General features: G+C 60.9%; 13 protein-coding genes. 5 read left to right on the top strand and 8 right to left on the bottom strand.

The window, feature by feature from the left end:
* Nucleotides 1–29: 29 nt before the first annotated feature.
* The 6 genes from ACIGDJ_RS07705 to ACIGDJ_RS07680 form a co-directional block, all read right to left on the bottom strand.
* On the bottom strand, nucleotides 30–611 hold the full coding sequence (locus tag ACIGDJ_RS07705) for an alpha/beta hydrolase (protein ID WP_101156943.1): 582 nt from the start codon (nucleotides 609–611) through the stop codon (nucleotides 30–32).
* Between the two features lie 201 nt (nucleotides 612–812).
* A complete protein-coding gene (locus ACIGDJ_RS07700; protein ID WP_101156945.1) occupies nucleotides 813–1,214 on the bottom strand; it encodes a biopolymer transporter ExbD in 402 nt (133 codons plus the stop codon).
* Between the two features lies 1 nt (nucleotide 1,215).
* Nucleotides 1,216–1,941 carry a MotA/TolQ/ExbB proton channel family protein gene (locus ACIGDJ_RS07695; protein WP_101156947.1) on the bottom strand — a complete coding sequence of 242 codons (726 nt, stop codon included), beginning with the start codon at nucleotides 1,939–1,941 and terminating at the stop codon, nucleotides 1,216–1,218.
* 45 nt (nucleotides 1,942–1,986) lie between these two features.
* A complete protein-coding gene (locus tag ACIGDJ_RS07690; protein WP_397478575.1) occupies nucleotides 1,987–2,796 on the bottom strand; it encodes an energy transducer TonB in 810 nt (269 codons plus the stop codon).
* Nucleotides 2,797–3,067: 271 nt separating this feature from the next.
* A complete protein-coding gene (locus ACIGDJ_RS07685; RefSeq protein ID WP_397478576.1) occupies nucleotides 3,068–4,411 on the bottom strand; it encodes an aryl-sulfate sulfotransferase in 1,344 nt (447 codons plus the stop codon).
* Between the two features lie 23 nt (nucleotides 4,412–4,434).
* A complete protein-coding gene (locus tag ACIGDJ_RS07680) occupies nucleotides 4,435–6,795 on the bottom strand; it encodes a TonB-dependent receptor (protein ID WP_397478577.1) in 2,361 nt (786 codons plus the stop codon).
* Between the two features lie 165 nt (nucleotides 6,796–6,960).
* On the opposite strand from ACIGDJ_RS07680, the gene ACIGDJ_RS07675 reads away from it, so the two are divergent.
* Nucleotides 6,961–7,905, top strand: a complete 945-nt coding sequence (locus ACIGDJ_RS07675; protein WP_397478578.1) for a LysR family transcriptional regulator — start codon at nucleotides 6,961–6,963, stop codon at nucleotides 7,903–7,905.
* Between the two features lie 126 nt (nucleotides 7,906–8,031).
* Nucleotides 8,032–9,648, top strand: coding sequence for an alkaline phosphatase family protein (locus ACIGDJ_RS07670; RefSeq protein ID WP_397478579.1), 1,617 nt, complete (start codon nucleotides 8,032–8,034; stop codon nucleotides 9,646–9,648).
* Between the two features lie 148 nt (nucleotides 9,649–9,796).
* Here the strand turns inward: ACIGDJ_RS07670 and ACIGDJ_RS07665 are convergent, their stop codons facing one another.
* A complete protein-coding gene (locus ACIGDJ_RS07665; protein WP_101156961.1) occupies nucleotides 9,797–10,717 on the bottom strand; it encodes a TauD/TfdA family dioxygenase in 921 nt (306 codons plus the stop codon).
* A gap of 182 nt (nucleotides 10,718–10,899) precedes the next feature.
* On the opposite strand from ACIGDJ_RS07665, the gene ACIGDJ_RS07660 reads away from it, so the two are divergent.
* Nucleotides 10,900–11,820: a LysR family transcriptional regulator gene (locus tag ACIGDJ_RS07660; protein ID WP_312998214.1), complete on the top strand. Its 921-nt coding sequence runs from the start codon at nucleotides 10,900–10,902 to the stop codon at nucleotides 11,818–11,820.
* A 137-nt stretch (nucleotides 11,821–11,957) separates the two neighbouring features.
* On the opposite strand, the gene ACIGDJ_RS07655 is transcribed toward ACIGDJ_RS07660, so the two are convergent.
* Nucleotides 11,958–12,971 (bottom strand): ABC transporter substrate-binding protein, encoded by a 1,014-nt coding sequence (locus tag ACIGDJ_RS07655; protein ID WP_397478580.1) that lies wholly within the window; start codon nucleotides 12,969–12,971, stop codon nucleotides 11,958–11,960.
* Nucleotides 12,972–13,367: 396 nt separating this feature from the next.
* Between ACIGDJ_RS07655 and ACIGDJ_RS07650 the strand changes: the two genes are divergently transcribed.
* Together ACIGDJ_RS07650 and ACIGDJ_RS07645 are read left to right on the top strand one after the other, a co-directional pair.
* On the top strand, nucleotides 13,368–14,966 hold the full coding sequence (locus ACIGDJ_RS07650) for an ABC transporter permease (protein ID WP_397478581.1): 1,599 nt from the start codon (nucleotides 13,368–13,370) through the stop codon (nucleotides 14,964–14,966).
* Nucleotides 14,963–15,778 carry an ABC transporter ATP-binding protein gene (locus tag ACIGDJ_RS07645; RefSeq protein ID WP_101156968.1) on the top strand — a complete coding sequence of 272 codons (816 nt, stop codon included), beginning with the start codon at nucleotides 14,963–14,965 and terminating at the stop codon, nucleotides 15,776–15,778. Before ACIGDJ_RS07650 ends, ACIGDJ_RS07645 begins: the two co-directional genes overlap by 4 nt.
* The last annotated feature ends 5 nt before the right edge of the window (nucleotides 15,779–15,783 follow it).

Here is a 15,783-nt window from a genome sequence, read left to right as displayed (position 1 = left end):
CCAGCCGACGGGGGCGTTGAATAATAAGGTCAGGCGCGACGGCGGGCGTGGTGTTCCAAGCGGTTTTGCAGGCGATAGAGGTAGGCAAACCCCTGCTCCCAACGCTGATGCCCGGACTTGACGTTGATGTGCCCGGCCCCGGCAAGAATCCCCGCCTCCGCGCCCCAGTCGCGCGCCAGTTCCAATGCGCGAGGCGCACTGACGGCGGCGTCGTTGTCGGAGCTGACGACCTGAGTGGGGAACGGCAACAGACCCGTCGGAATCGGTGCGAAGTTGCGCAGCGCCGGTGCGCACGCAGGACGCTCGACATCGGCCGGCGCGACCAGCAACGCCCCACGCACCTGACGCAGGTATTGCAGCGGCGCAGTCGCCGCCCAGTGGGCGACGGTGATGCAGCCGAGACTATGAGCGATCAGGATCACCGGTGTGCTGTCGGCGGCAATCGCTTCGGCCAGCGCGGCGACCCAGTCCTCACGGCGCGGCGCCAGCCAATCGGCCTGCTCGACCCGCGCGCTGTTCGGCAGGCTGTTCTGCCAATGGGTTTGCCAATGATCTTCTGGCGATCCTTGCCAGCCCGGCACAATCAGGTAGCGGATTGATTCGTTGCGCATGGGGAGCTCTCCTGCGTCGTGTCTGTTCCGGGTCGAGTATAGGGAGATGAGATATATCCGTTAAGGAATAAGAAGCTATTTATTAATATCTGAATTGAATATAAGGAACCGTGTAGGGGCGGTGCCTGGCGGGACAAAAGTTGCGGAATAAAAAAAGGGCCGCACCCTGCCAAGGAGACGGCCCCGGAAAAACAAAATCTGTCACCGCGCAGTGATCACCGACAACTTGGTGATCCCGGCCCGTTCGATCGAAGCCATGGCTCGCGCCACTTCGCCGTAATTCACCCCATCATCGGCCTGCAACTGCACGCGCACTTGCGGGTCCTTCGCTTTGGCCGACTTGAGGTTGAATTCGAGCAAGTCAGGCTGAATCTCGTCCTTGTTGATAAACAGCTTGCCGGCGCCGTCAATGCTCACCACCAGCGGATCCTTCTGCTCGACCGGCGCCACCGCTTCGGTCTTCGGCAGGTTGATCGGTATCGCATTGGTCAACAGCGGCGCGGTGACGATGAACACCACCAGCAGCACCAGCATCACGTCCACCAGCGGCGTCACGTTGATTTCGCTGAGCACCTCATCCGCGTCTTGCGTGGAGAAGGCCATATCAAGACGCCTCCTTCGCTTCTGCCGCGTTGCCCGGCGTCGCCACCTTGTGCGCGGTCGGGTGGATCAGTACGCGGAACGCACTCTTCTGCGCCAGGCTGTAGAAGTCGTGGGCGAAGTCATCGAGATCCGCCGCCGTCAGTTTCAGACGGCGCAGAAAGTAGTTGTAAACCAACACCGCCGGCACCGCGACGGCAATACCCACGCCGGTCGCTACCAGTGCCGCACCGATCGGCCCGGCCACCGTTTCCAGGCTCGCTGAACCCGCCGCGCTGATCCCTTTCAACGCCTCCATGATTCCCCACACCGTGCCGAACAAACCAATGAACGGCGAGGTGCTGCCAATACTCGCGACCACCGCCAGGCCGGTTTCCAGCGAACGCCGTTCGCGGACGATCTGCTGGCGCAGGGCGCGCTCGAGGCGATCCTGATGGTTGATCGCCTGGCTCAGGTCATTCGCCGGCGGCGCCTCGCCCACCTGGATCGCCGCGTAACCGGCCTGCGCCACCCGCGCTGCGGCGCCGGGCTGGGTCTCGCTCAACTCTGCCGCGGAATCCAGACTCGACGCTGCCCAGAAACGTTTGTGAAAGCGCCGATCCTGCGCCTTCAGACGACCGAACTGCACAGCCTTGAGCAACGCCAGGCCCCAGGTGGCGACGGAAAAAACCACCAGCAGCCAGATCACCGCGCTTTCGATGGATTCCAGTGGAGATGCCAGTAACGTCATGATGTGTTCCCTCGTGTAAACATTTCGCGCGAATTTGGTTTCGGTTTAATGAATCTTGAAATCGATAGGCACGCTGACCCAGCCGTCCTGGGCGACATCACCCTGCTTGGCCGGAACGAAACTCCAGCGCTTGACGGCATTCAGCGCCGCGTCGTCGAGCTGCTGCCGACCGCTGCTTTTGGCTATCTGGATCTCCCCCGGCTTACCACTGGCCAACACACGCACCCGTAACAACACCATGCCTTCCCAACCGCGCCGCTGGGCCAGCGACGGATATTCCGGTGCCGGGTTTTTCAGATACGCAGCGTTGGCTGAAGCCGGAGTGACGGGCGCTGGTGCTGGTGGCGCAGGAGGCGCTGGCGCGGCGACCGGGGCTGCCGGTTTCGCTGGCGCTGGCGGCTGCTCTAGTGCCTTGGGCGCGGGTTTGGGCGGCGGTTTCACCACCGGTTTGGGTTTGGCGATCGGCTTGGGCGGCGGCGGTTTTACCGCCAATTCCTCTTCCACCGGCGGTGGCGGCTCGACCACCGGTGCCGGTGGTGGCGGCACCACAACCGGCGGCGCGGGCGGAGCCGGGCGCGAAAACTCGATGGTCATCGGCGGAATTTCCGGCGGCACCACCGGCAGCGCTGGCGTCGGTTTCTGGCTGACCCAGTAAATCACCGCGCCATGCACGACCAACGCGAGCACACCGAGCAGAAGGGTTTCGCGCCGACTCAAAATGCCCTTGGGAACACGCTGTAAACGCAGCTGCCCCAACGGCACCCGGTGCGGCCGGCCAAGATCGACCAGTTCGCCACTCGGCGTTTGCCGCCACAGCAATTCCCCTGCGCTGGCGGCGGTCTGGACATTGCCCATTGTTCAACTCCCTGCGGTCTCTTTCGTTCTACTAATCAAAGCGATCGACTTGCCCTTCGTAATGCCCCCACGGCGTAGTCGACGGGATCATCATTGGCTGTGGACGCTTATCACCGAAAGTAATCTTTGACGTTATGTATAGACCTTCGAGGAATATACAAAATGCCTTTTTTACCGAGGCCGCGCGCCACAAGGGCTGCAGCAACCGACGACAAATCGCATGCTTTTACGGCATGAAAAGTATTCGTTCACGGCATTCATCCGCGCTCGTTTAACGACTGGCATTGGTGTGCCGGACGCCGACGGTAGGCGCGATCACTGCAGTTTCCGAGCGCGGCGTACCGGTCGGCACCCAGTCATAGCTCACTGGCAACGCTCGATATACCCAATTGCTGATCGCGTCACTGCACGGCGCTTTGCCCAGATAAGGGCTGACGTACTCCCAGACGTTTTCACCGCTGGCGGTGACTTGGAAAAATCGGCCATTCATGCCTTCGTCGATCAAGGTGTTGCCGTTGGGCAAACGCCGCGCGCTGCTGATGAACGAGCTATAGAACGCCCAGCCCGGCTGCTTCGAATTGGCCGCGCTGTACTGCCAGACGATCTGGTTTTGCTGCGGGTCGATTTCCAGCACCCGTGAACCGGATATCAAGCCGAGGGTGACGTTCGGATAGCCCGCCGAACCCTGGTTATCGAACACCAGCAGATTGCCGGCGCCAGGCAGTCCGGCGGGGATGATGTGCGCGTCGTGCTGACCGACGAACTGATCGACCGGGCGCGGCAGTTTCTGCGCGGTTTTCGGATTGATCAGCGGCAGGTTCGGCCCCAGTCGCCAGACCACTTTGCCGCTGTTTTTATCGATGATGGCGATGAAGTTGGCGTTGCGTGAATCGATCAACAGATTGTCCGGGCTGAAGCGCTTGTCACCGGCGTCGAACCACTTGTTCGGCCCGACCAGACTGAGGTTGTTGATGTGCAGGTAATCCGGGTTGTCACTGGCGCGCACCAGTTTCAACTGCTCGGCACTGAAGCCGAATTCGCCCAGATGTTCCGAGGCGAGCCACTGCCATTTCACTGCGCCGTCGGGGCTGACTTCGTAGATCACATCGTCGATGACTTCGGGCGTCTTGAAGCCATTGACCTTGTGCACTTTGTTCGCCAGCACCACGGTGTTGCCATTGCTCAAGCGGCGTTGATCGTGATGCTGCTGCGCCGCCCCACCGGGTGCCTTGTCGCCCCACTGCCAGACGACTTTGCCGTCCCAGTCGAGTTCGCCGACGCTCTGATTGCCCAAGCCATTCCCCGCCGAGCCGAGCTTGCCGGGATCCTTGTCACTCAATTGCAGCAGTACGTGGCCGCGTTTACCGCCGACCAGTTGCGGGTCGATGATGGCTGAAGGGAAACCGGCCTGCGCCCAGGTTTTCACTTCGTTGCCATTCATGTCGATCAGGTGCGTCTGCTTGTCGGCGCCGCTGAAGATCACGTACTGGTTGAACGCCTTGTCCGGGTCATAACGGGTGACGCCGGTCGGGTACACACTGGGCGCGGCGAAGGCGCCGCTGCTCAGGACTGCGCCGGATAACAGCAGAGGTAAAGCGCTTTTGATGGGCAACATGGTGCAGCTCCTTGAAAGCTCGATCAGAAGTCGTAGCGACCGGTAACGCCGAGGGTCCGTGGCGTGCCGAGCAGGCCTTCATAGCCGCCGTTGCCGCCGGTCCACAGGGTCGTGTAGTAGGTTTTGTCGAAGGCGTTTTTCAGCCACAGCGAGACATCCCACTGGCCCTGATTGAAATCGCCGCGCAGGCCAGTGGAGAGGTTGACCACCGCGTAACTGGGGATCTGCCCGTAGTCGGAATCCTCGACCGTGCCCACCGCTTTGGAGCGGAACGCATAGCTGCCGGTGACGTAGGGTTCTAAGCCGTTGTCCAGATTCCATTTGTATTCGCCGTTGGCGTTGCCGATCCATTTCGACGCGCCCACCACTTGATGGCCGCTGAGATCGCATGAGGCCGGCGCGCCCGGGGCCTGGCTGACTTCCGGCGGGCACGGCGCATCTTTGTAAGAGAGGTAGCTGACATCGTTGTACGAGCCGTTGAAGTTCAGCGTCAGGCCACGCAACGGCACCACGGTGCTTTCGAACTCGATGCCGCGCGAGCGCACCGAACCGGCGTTGGTCAGGTATTGCACGCGGTTGGCGGCGTCATAGGCGTTGGTCTGGTAAGCGTTGACCTGGGTCCAGAACACGTTGGCGTTAAGTTGCAGACGGTGATCCCACAGGGTGCTTTTGAATCCGAGTTCGGCGTTGTTGGCGCGCTCGGTGCCGATCAATAGTGAGTCGGCGCCAGCGGTAGGTGCGGAGCCGACCGCAAGGTTGACCCCGCCGGATTTCTCGCCGTGGGACAGCGTGGCGTAACCAAGCACGTCGTCGGTGATGCGATAGCTCAGATTAAGCAGTCCCGAGGGGCTGGAGCTGTACTGATTCAAGTCACCGGAATCGTAAGCGCCGGCACGCCCGCGGCGCGCATTGGCTGCCGCGCCCGCCACCGCTACACCGCCGAGCGGCGCGTTGCGGCTGACCGAGGCGTTTTTCTCTTCGTAGGTGCCACGCACCCCGGCCGTGAAATCCAGGCGATCGCTGAGGTGCCAGGTGCCCTGGGCAAACAGGGCGAAACTGTCGGTCTTGATGTGCCCCTTGCCGACGCTCGTGACATTGGCCAGGCTGCCGGCCGGCGTGCCGTTCCAGATGTCGGCCTGCGGGCCGTAATAGGCAAAGGATTTGTTGTCCAGATCCGAGCCGAAATAGTAGGCGCCGACCACGTAATCGAAGAACTCACCCTTGGGCGAGGCCAGGCGAAATTCCTGCGAATATTGTTTGTCTTCCACCGACACGCCAGCGTTGTAACTGGCCGGCACGTTGAGGCCGTCGTCGTTGCGCGGGGTGAAATTCCAGAAGCGGTACGAGCTGACCGAAGTCAGGGTGAAGTCGCTCGGCAAGGTCCAGTTGGCTTCCACCGACGTGCCGCCCTGATGCACGGTGACGTGCTGGTCGTTGTCGAGATTGACCTTGCGCTGCCGACCGTTGACCAGCGTAGCCCCGGCCGCGCTGGCCCGAGATTCATACAGGTTGACGCCGTTGATGGTCGGCCCGGTGTTGTAAAGCACGCGGGTGCCAGCGCTGGAATCTTCTTCGTTGTAATCGCCGATCCAGCGCAGGTTGAAATCTTCATTGGGCTTGAACAGCAGCTGCGCGCGAAAGCCCTCGCGGGAGCCGCCGTTGAGGTCGTGGCCGTCGTATTCGTTCTTGATGTCGCCGTCACTGCGCGTGCGATACGCGGAAAAACGCCCAGCCAGTTGATCATTGAGCGGCCCGGAGATCGTGCCCTTCGTCTGGAAATAACCGTCCTCGCCGACCGAAGTTTCGATGCTGCGCTCGGGCGTGAAACTGGGCGCGCGGGTGCTGATGTTGATGACCCCGGCAGTGGTGTTCTTGCCGAACAGGGTGCCCTGCGGCCCGCGCAGAACTTCGAGCTGTTCGATGTCCATCAGATCGAACACCGCCATCCCCGGACGGCCTAGATAGACGTTATCAATGTACAGGCCAACGCTGCCTTCCAGCCCATCACTGGCCGGGTTGTTGCCCAGGCCGCGGATCGACACGCTGGACTGGCGCGCATGCATGTAGGCGACGTTGACGCTGGGCACCAGTTGCTGCAAATCCTGAATTCGGTAGACCCGTTGCGTCTCCAGATTCTGCCCGCTGACCACACTCATGGGCGTCGGCACATCTTGCGAGCTTTCTTCGCGGCGGCGGGTGGTGACGGTCACCGTTTCCAGCTGCGAACCGTTGGCCGCCGCTGTGCCTGCCGGGACCGGTGGCGGGGTTTCGGCCTCTGCAGCATAACCGTGAGTCCAGCTGGCGCTGCCCGCCAGTAACAGCGCCAAAGGCAGGCGTTTGAGCCGTCGGGAGGCTGGGGGTAACGCGAGATTCAACGGACTCATGACGCGGCTCCTGGTCAAAAAACACACAGATATTTTCAACGCTGCATATTCTTTTCAGTTATTTATTTATGGATTTACAAATATTTACTGCATAAGAGATTGCCTTTATAAGGAGTCGACCTAATGCATATCCAATGCATTTCCCGGATATTTTTTATGTGAAAAATGCATATCGACTTGCGCCAACTGCGTCACTTCATCGCTCTGGTTGAGCAACGCAGCTTCGTCGCCGGCGCGCAGGCAGTGAACCTGTCGCAGTCGGCTTTCAGCCGCAGCATTCAGGCGCTGGAACACAGCGTCGGCTGCCAATTGGTCGACCGTGGACGCAAGGAATTGCCGCCGACCAAACAGGGCCAGGTGCTGCTCGAACATGCGCGGCGGCTGGTCAGCGGTGCGCAGCAGATGGCCAACGAGATCAGCCAGTTCAACGGCCTCGAAGCCGGGGAGTTACGCTTTGGCTGCGGGCCGGCTCCGGCGGCCGGATTGATTCCGCGCGCGATCGGCGCGTTCATCGGCCGCTACCCGAAAGCGCGGGTGCAGTTTCAGGTCGATGACTGGCAAAGCCTGAGCAAACGCCTGCTCAGCGAAGAATTCGAATTCTTCGTCGCCGATACCCGGCAATTCGAGGCCGACCCGGATTACCAGACCCACCGCTTACGAGCGCGCAAATGGCATTTCTGCTGCCGCGCCGGGCATCCGCTGACAGCGTTTGAACGCATCACTGCCGAGCAGTTGCTGAGTTATCCACTGGCGGTCAGCATCCGCCCGCCAAACCTGCGCAAGGTCATCGTCGACCTCAGCGGTCGCCCGGATTTCACCCCGAATGTGGAATGCGAAAACGGCTCGAGTCTGTTGAGTGTGGTGCTGCGATCAGAAGCGATCGGGATTGTCGGCGCGTATTCCGATGCGCTGCATCTGGCCAAGGGTGAGCTGGTCTGTTTGAAGATTGAAGGCCTGGCCGATGACCTGGAGGAGCTGTACACCCGCTATGGCATTGTCAGCCGCGCCGGGTATCGGTTGTCGCCCCTGGCCGAAGCGATGATCGAGCAGATCAAGTCGATTGACGCGGTGGATGAGGAGGTGTGTTCGCTGGAGAATTTTGCCGTCTGATCCACCGCTATCGCTTCAGCCAGGCACTGATGCAATCCCTGCATGATCTTCATTCCCCAAATGCACTTGCCGAAAACCCCCACCGACAGCGAAAACCCTCACCTGTCCCACTGACCGGTGAACCCCATGCCCACTCCTCCCAACCCCGTGCGCAACGTGCTGTACATCATGTGCGATCAGCTGCGCCGCGATTACCTGTCCTGCTACGGACACCCGCATCTGCACACGCCAAACATCGATCGCCTCGCTGCCCAAGGCGTGCGTTTCAGCCGTGCCTACACCCAAGGCACGATCTGCGGCCCGTCGCGGATGTCGGCCTACACCGGACGCTATGTCAGCAGCCATCAAGTGGCCTGGAACGCGGTGCCGTTGCCGCTGGATGAATTGACGATCGGCGATTACCTGCGACCTCACGGCATTCGCACCGCGCTGGTCGGCAAGACCCATGCGACGGCAAATGTCGACGCCTTGCAGCGCCTGGCGATCAACCCGCAAAGCGCACAAGCCGAATTGCTCAACGAGGTCGGCTTCGAACCCTATCTGCGCCACGACGGCATCTATCCCGACGACACGCTGTTCGACGACAAGCGCGAATCCGCCCCTTATACCCATTACCTGCGCGAACACGGTTTCGAGGGGCGCAATCCCTGGCATGACTGGGCGAATGCCGCAAAAGGCGAGAACGGGGAAATCCTCAGCGGCTGGAAAATGCGTCATGCGAATTTGCCAGCACGAATTCCCGAGCAACACTCAGAGACTGTCTACACTACAAATCGCGCCATCGACTTCATCGCTGAGCAAGGCGAGAAATCCTGGTGTTTACACCTCTCGTACATCAAACCCCACTGGCCGTACATCGTACCGGCGCCATACCACGCCTTGTACAGTACGAAATCGATCCTGCAGCCAGTCCGCGCGGCGCCCTCCAAAGCCAGCAAACACCCCGTATACACTGCCTTTTGTCAGCATGAGGAAAGCCTCAACTTTTCCCGCGATTCAGTACGATTAAATGTAATCCCCACTTACATGGGCCTGATCAAGCAAGTGGATGATCAGTTGGGGCGGCTGTTCGATTTTCTGCAGAGCAATGGGCGCTGGGACGACACGCTGATCGTGTTCACCAGCGATCACGGCGATTTCCTTGGCGATCACTGGCTGGGCGAGAAGGAGTTTTTGCTCGAGCAGGCGGTAGGCGTGCCGTTGATTGTTCGCGATCCTCGGGCGGCGGCGGATGTCACTCGCGGCACTGTCGATGATCGGCTGGCAGAAACCATTGATGCGTTGCCGACGTTTATTCAAGCGCTTGGATTACCGAGTGCGGAACATCGACTGGAAGGACGCTCATTGATCCCGTTGCTACACGGGGAAAATCCCGATTGGCGTCGCTATGCAATCAGCGAATACGACTACGCCTTTCAAGCCCCGGCGCGGCAACGCCTCGGCCAGCCGATCGACCGTTGCCGCATGACCATGGTGCGCAGCGAGCGTTGGAAATACCTGGCGTACGACGGCTTTCGACCGCAGCTGTTTGATCTGTTGAATGATCCGCAGGAGCTGCGCGATCTGGGTGAGGACCCGGCGTACGCGGCGGTGCGCGAGGAGCATGCGGGGTATCTGTTTGAATGGCTGCGCGGATTGAAGCGGCGTACAACGATCAGCCATCAAGAGATCGATTTGCGCGGGCAGCGGTTTCGTTATGGCGAGCCGGAAACCGAGAAGGTCGTTCAGATCGGAGTGTGGTGAAAGCCCTTCGCGAGCAGGCTCGATCCCACAGGTTCAAGCGATCGTTCCCACGCTCCGCGTGGGAATGCAGCCCACAACGCTCCGCGTCCCAACAGCGAACGCAGAGCGTTCATCGAGGCATTCCCACGCAGAGCGTGGGAACGATCATTCAGACGCCGACGATATCCGGACCTTTGATAGTCTGGCTGCGCTGCCCATTCACCCCCACCGGCACCTCGCCCTTGAGCGTCACGCGGCGCACCACGCGATCCTGGGTGCCGTAATCATCAATCGCGTAATGCTGCGTCGAGCGGTTGTCCCAGATCGCCACATCACCGGCCTGCCAGCGCCAGCGCACAGTGTTTTCCTGGCGGATCACGTGGCTCTGCAGCAAGCCGAACAGGTGTGCCGAATCCGCCTGTGAATAACCTTTGATGCGTTTGACGAAATGCCCCAGCAGCAAGCTCTTTTCGCCGCTGATCGGGTGCACGCGCACCACCGGATGCTCGGTTTCGTAAACGGTCGAGGTGAAGACTTTGCGATAGCGCTCCAGTTTTTCCGCCGAGACGTCCGGCTTCGCACCGGCGTAGTCGTACTCGTTGCTGTGCACGGCGGTGAGTTTGTCGGCCAGTTCACGCAGCTCGCTCGGCAAGCCGCTGTATGCCGTTGCGGTGTTGGCCCACAGCGTATCGCCGCCGAATGCCGGGGCGACCACCGAGCGCAGGATCGAGGCTTTCGGGTAGGCGTCCACGAAGGTTACGTCGGTGTGCCAGGAGTTGGCGCGCTGACCTTCGGCGCCGTCCAGCTCGAGCAGGTAACGGGTGCCTTCGCGCGATGGCACGGTCGGGTGCGCCACCGGTTCGCCAAGCAGATGGGCGAAGGCTTCCTGACGTTGATCGTCGAGCTGCGTCTGCTCGCGAAAGAACAGCACTTTGTATTCGACCAGCGCCTGCTGGATGGCTTCGACCGTGGCGGCGTCCAGCTCACCGGACAGGTGCACGCCGCGGATTTCGGCACCGATACGACCGGCTACCGGGTGAATTTCCAACGCGTGAGAAACGGGTTTTACGGCGAGTGCGGCATTGCTCATGGGAAGACCCTCATCGACGGTTTGCGGTTTTGACGGCAGCGAAACAACGTTCTATCCATATTCCATTTATATCTAATAGATATTCACATGCTTCGTTGACGGAATAAGAGCTTGCATTTAAAACCTCAAGCAACCCTCCTCGCAAATGCCTTCGAGCTATTTTTAGGATGCCGGAAAAGCATATGGATCTTCGCCAGTTGCGCTACTTCATCGCCCTCAACGAACACCGCAGCTTTGTCCGCGCGGCCGACGCCATGGGCATCACTCAACCGGCGTTCAGCCGAAGCATTCAGGGGCTGGAGCAAGAGTTCGGCTGCGTGCTGGTTGATCGCGGCAACAAGGATCTGCGCCCCACGCCCGAAGGCCAAGTGGTGCTGCAACACGCCCTGAGCCTGGTGCAGGGCGCGGCATTGCTCAGCGCTGAAGTGACACAAATGACCAAGCTCGACGCCGGTGAAGTGCATTTTGGTTGCGGGCCGGCGCCGGCGGTGAAACTGGTGCCGGATGCGGTAGCGCAATTCATCAACGCGCACCCGAAAGTACGCACCTGTTTTCAGGTGGATAACTGGGAAAAACTCAGCCGCGCGCTGAGCCGCGAAGAGATCGAATTCTTCATCGCCGACATTCGCCATTTCGAGTCCGACCCGAATTTCCAGACGCAACCGCTGACGCCCAAGCGCGGCGTATTTTTCTGCCGGCCCGGGCATCCGTTGCTGGCCAAGGAAAGCCTGTCGACCAACGACATGTTCGACTATCCGCTGGCCGCGACGCTGATTCCACCGGGCATTCGCAAGCTGCTGGCGAACCTCAGCGGGCGCATCGATTTCTCTCCGACCATCGAAACCGAGCACTTTCCGGCGCTGGTCAAAGTGGTGCTGCAATCCAACGCGATCGGCGTCGGCACGGAGGAGGCGTTTGTCGAGGATGTCGCCAAGGGTTCGCTGGCGCTGTTGCATTGGCGCAACCTGCCGCAGAACCTCGAAAGCATGAACGCGCGCTGCGGCATCGTCAGCCGCACCGGATTCCGCTTGTCGCCAGCGGCGAGGGCAATGATCGAGACGCTGGTGGCGTTGGATCGGCAGGACGTCAGCGTCGCTGTCTGAAAAACCTTTGGCAGACGCCGATCGTTCCCACGCTCTGCGTGGGAATGAATCCCGTGACGCTCTGCGTCACAAAGGACGCGGAGCGTCCTCGGCTGCATTCCCACGCGGAGCGTGGGAACGATCTGGATTTTTTGCTTCTAGAGCTTGGCCGCTGAGAGTTCAGGCGCCACCCAATCGCTGACTTTGAACGGCTTGCGAATGAGCTTCTGCTGCGCCGCCAGGTCGACCTTGTCTTGCAGGCCGCTCAAGAACACCGGATCCAGCGTCGACGGGAAGATCTCGCTCAAATTCTGATCCTTCAGATCCTGAGCCAGAATCACCGGTGGATAACTCGCCAGCCCTGATACCAGCTGCACATAGGCGTCCTTGTTGCTGTCCTGAGTCAGCCACTCGACCGCTTGCTGCTGCGCCTTGAGCAGTTTGGCAATGACCTCAGGATGGGCGTCGACAAATTTGCCATTACCCAGCAACACCGCCTGCACGCTGCCAGCGCCGCCGAGGTCTTTGGTGTTGAGCGGCAATTCCGCCAGGCCTTTGGCTTGCAACGCACTCAGCGCGGAGCTGCCCCACGAGGCATCGATCTGCTTGGCCGCGAGTGCCGAGACCGCCGCGTTGAAATCCAGATTGATGACCTTCACGTCCTTCTCGCTGAGGCCCTGACTGACAAGCGCCGCATCGAACGACAGCTGCGTCGCCGTCCCGCGAAAGATCGCCACGCGTTTGCCTTTGAGATCCTGCAGGGTCTTGATTCCCGAGCCGGGCACCACGCCGAGGTATTGCTTGACCCCACGTGCCGTGGCGCTGAGCAGGCGCGTGTCCAGGCCATTGGATTTTCCGATGATCGCGGCCAGATCGCCAAGATAGGCCAGATCGACCTGCCCATTGGCAAACGCCTCATTGATCACCGGCCCGGCGCCCTTGAAAAAACTCCACTGGATCTTGATGCCCTGCTCGGCGAAGGCCTTTTCGAAGATCTGCTGATCGCGCAGCACATCGACGATGCCGCCGCCGCTGTGTTGAGTGCCGGCGCTGAGGTCGGGCACGGCGATGCGGATTTCCTTGAGTTCTCCGGCTTGGGCGCCAAGCGCAAGAAAGCCTGCAAGCGCCGGGGCGGCCAGCAGGCCAATGATTCGTTTGAAGGGAAGGTTCATGGGTGCGGCTCCTTGATCGCTGAGGAGCCGAAAGTAGGCTGGATGCATACCTTCACTTAAATACTATAAATGCACATTTTTATATCCATATGACCTAAGTGAGGGCGTGTGCGGCTTGCAGCGCGATATGCATTAACAGCATCGAAAATATTCTTCGAATGCATTGGATGCGCGTAAGCAGGCAAGCCTTAAATGGATTCGCTTATCTCCCGATAGCATCTAACGCAACTCTGTTAGATCAGTTTCATATATGACGAAACCCAATGTGGGAGCGAGCCTGCTCGCGAAGGGGCCATGCCAGCCGCCATCAATGCTGCCTTAAACAGCCATTTCGCGAGCAGGCTCGCTCCCACATGAAAAGCGGTTCGCCATGCAACCCGACAACGGAGGTCACCCATGGCCCGTCAATCTCTGCTCAGCCTGCCGCTGGCCGCGCCGCCGCTGAAAAGCCGTCGCACCTGGCCGAGCCTGAATCAACGCCTGCTGCCTTGGCTGTTGCCCGTCAGCCTGTTCGTCCTGTGGTGGCTGGCCGCGCGCAATCAGTGGATGAGCGAGCAGATCCTGCCGGCGCCATCGCTGGTGTGGAGCAGCGCTGTGGAACTGGCCCAAGGCGAGTTGTGGAGTCATTTGTGGATCAGCCTGCAACGGTTGTTCTGGGGTTTGTTGGCAGGCGTTTCGGCCGGCGCGGTGCTTGGCGCCGCACTGGGTTTCAGTCGACGTCTGGAGCGCCTGGTTTTTCCGACATTCGCTGGATTGGCGCAGGTGCCGACGCTGGCGTGGATTCCGCTGTTCATGGTGTTTTTTGGCATCGGCGAACTGCTGAAACTGGTGGTGCTGATCAAGGCCATTGTGGTGCCGGTGACCTTGCACACACTGGTTGGCGTACGCGATGCACAACCGAAACTGCGCGAAGCCGCCGCCGTGTTGCGCCTGCCGGCGCATCTGCTGATTCGTCGTCTGGTGCTTCCCGCTGCGCTGCCCGCGTTCATGGCTGGCGTGCGCCTGGCACTCGCCGCCGGCTGGACCTCGTTGCTGGCGGTCGAGCTGCTGGCCTCCAGCGAAGGCATCGGCTATCTGATGGTCTGGGCGCGGCAGTTGTTCATGCTCGACATCGTGTTCGTGTGCATCGTGGTCATCGGTCTGATCGGCGTGGCCATGGATCGCGGCATCGGTCTGCTCGACCGCAGACTGGTGCACTGGCCGCACCCGGCCACCGCGCACATCACACGCGGCCCGCGCTATCAGGGCTGGCAGCGCCTGCAGCCGTGGCTGTTGCCGCTGGGCTTGTTGGCGCTTTGGCAACTGGCCAACGAGCAACAGTGGGTCGATGCAAATATTCTGGTCAGCCCTTTGGCGGTGCTGAGCACGGCATGGAATGGACTGCTCGACGGCACGCTGGTCAACGGCATGGCGCTGAGCCTGAGCCGCACCCTCGGCGGCTTGCTGATCGGTGGCGGCCTCGGTTTCGCCTTGGGCTTGCTCCTCGGCCTGTCGCGTTTCAGCGAACGGTTGCTCGGCCCGACACTCGCCGCACTGCGGCAGATTGCGATTTTCGCCTGGGTGCCACTGCTGACCGCGTGGTTCGGCCTCGGAGAACTGGCCAAGTGGGTGTTCGTCGCGCTCGCCGCATTTTTCCCGCTGTTCATCGCCACCCAGCGCAGCGTCGTCAACCTCTCGCCGCAACTCAACGAGGCCGCGCAGGTGCTATGCCTGAGCCTCGGCCAGCGTCTGCGCCGACTGGTGCTGCCCGGCGCTGCGCCGGGAATTTTCGCCGGGCTGCGATTGAGCCTGATCTACGCCTGGCTGGGCACCATCGGCGCTGAATATTTCATGCCGTCCAATGGCGGCATCGGCAGCCAGATGATCGGCGCGCAACAGTTGCTGCGCATGGATCTGATCATGGCCGGCATGCTGCTGGTCGGCCTCACCGGCGCCCTGCTCAACCTGATCGGCCAACGCCTGGAAATTCGCGCGACCCGCTGGAGACACGCATGAACGCACCGATTGTCAGCTTCAACCACGTAGGCAAATCCTTCGCCGTCAACGGTTTCGAACTGGAGGCAATTCGCGAATTCAACCTGGACATCGCCGAGGGCGAATTCGTCGCCATCGTCGGCTCCAGCGGCTGCGGCAAATCCACTTTGCTGCGTCTGCTGGTCGGCCTCGACACCGAGTTTCGCGGGCAGATCAGTGTCGATGGCAAGGCCGTCAGCGGCATCGGCGGCGAGCGCGGCATCGTCTTTCAGGAACATCGTCTGTTTCCGTGGCTGACGGTCGCCGACAACATCGGCTTGGGCCTGGTCAATGAGCCGCTGAGCACAGCGCAGAAACAACAACGCATCACAGACTTTATCGAGCTGGTCGGCCTCAGCGATTTCACCGCAGCCTATCCGCATCAACTCTCCGGCGGCATGGCGCAGCGCGTGGCGATAGCGCGCGGCCTCGTCGCCAGCCCGCGAATCCTGTTGCTCGATGAACCCTTCGGCGCCCTCGATGCGCTGACTCGCCAGCAAATGCAGGACGAGCTGCTGGCAATCCGCGAGCGAGCAAAGATCACCACGATTCTGGTGACCCACGATGTCGAGGAAGCGATTTTTCTGGCCGACCGCGTGGTGGTGATGGAGCCGCGTCCGGGGCGGATCAAGCAAGTGGTCGGCATCGCTTTGCCGCACCCGCGCCAGCGCAGCAGTTACGACTTCCATCAGTTGCGTGAAGAACTGCTGCACGAGTTGACCAGTGACGACCATTACCAACCGAGCGCACCGGTGCAGATCCGCGATCTGCCGCTGACGTTCATTGCCTGCTGAACAGG

It is taken from the genome of Pseudomonas sp. NPDC079367, assembly GCF_044542195.1.
GTDB lineage: Bacteria > Pseudomonadota > Gammaproteobacteria > Pseudomonadales > Pseudomonadaceae > Aquipseudomonas.
The sequence above is the reverse complement of the archived record's forward strand: the minus strand, read 5'-3'. Positions and strand labels throughout refer to the sequence as shown.

Coding starts and splice junctions, on each gene's coding strand:
- ACIGDJ_RS07705 (WP_101156943.1), bottom strand. CDS start 611: ATGCGCAACGAATCAATCCGCTACCTGATTGTGCCGGGCTGGCAAGGA.
- ACIGDJ_RS07700 (WP_101156945.1), bottom strand. CDS start 1,214: ATGGCCTTCTCCACGCAAGACGCGGATGAGGTGCTCAGCGAAATCAAC.
- ACIGDJ_RS07695 (WP_101156947.1), bottom strand. CDS start 1,941: ATGACGTTACTGGCATCTCCACTGGAATCCATCGAAAGCGCGGTGATC.
- ACIGDJ_RS07690 (WP_397478575.1), bottom strand. CDS start 2,796: ATGGGCAATGTCCAGACCGCCGCCAGCGCAGGGGAATTGCTGTGGCGG.
- ACIGDJ_RS07685 (WP_397478576.1), bottom strand. CDS start 4,411: ATGTTGCCCATCAAAAGCGCTTTACCTCTGCTGTTATCCGGCGCAGTC.
- ACIGDJ_RS07680 (WP_397478577.1), bottom strand. CDS start 6,795: ATGAGTCCGTTGAATCTCGCGTTACCCCCAGCCTCCCGACGGCTCAAA.
- ACIGDJ_RS07675 (WP_397478578.1), top strand. CDS start 6,961: ATGCATATCGACTTGCGCCAACTGCGTCACTTCATCGCTCTGGTTGAG.
- ACIGDJ_RS07670 (WP_397478579.1), top strand. CDS start 8,032: ATGCCCACTCCTCCCAACCCCGTGCGCAACGTGCTGTACATCATGTGC.
- ACIGDJ_RS07665 (WP_101156961.1), bottom strand. CDS start 10,717: ATGAGCAATGCCGCACTCGCCGTAAAACCCGTTTCTCACGCGTTGGAA.
- ACIGDJ_RS07660 (WP_312998214.1), top strand. CDS start 10,900: ATGGATCTTCGCCAGTTGCGCTACTTCATCGCCCTCAACGAACACCGC.
- ACIGDJ_RS07655 (WP_397478580.1), bottom strand. CDS start 12,971: ATGAACCTTCCCTTCAAACGAATCATTGGCCTGCTGGCCGCCCCGGCG.
- ACIGDJ_RS07650 (WP_397478581.1), top strand. CDS start 13,368: ATGGCCCGTCAATCTCTGCTCAGCCTGCCGCTGGCCGCGCCGCCGCTG.
- ACIGDJ_RS07645 (WP_101156968.1), top strand. CDS start 14,963: ATGAACGCACCGATTGTCAGCTTCAACCACGTAGGCAAATCCTTCGCC.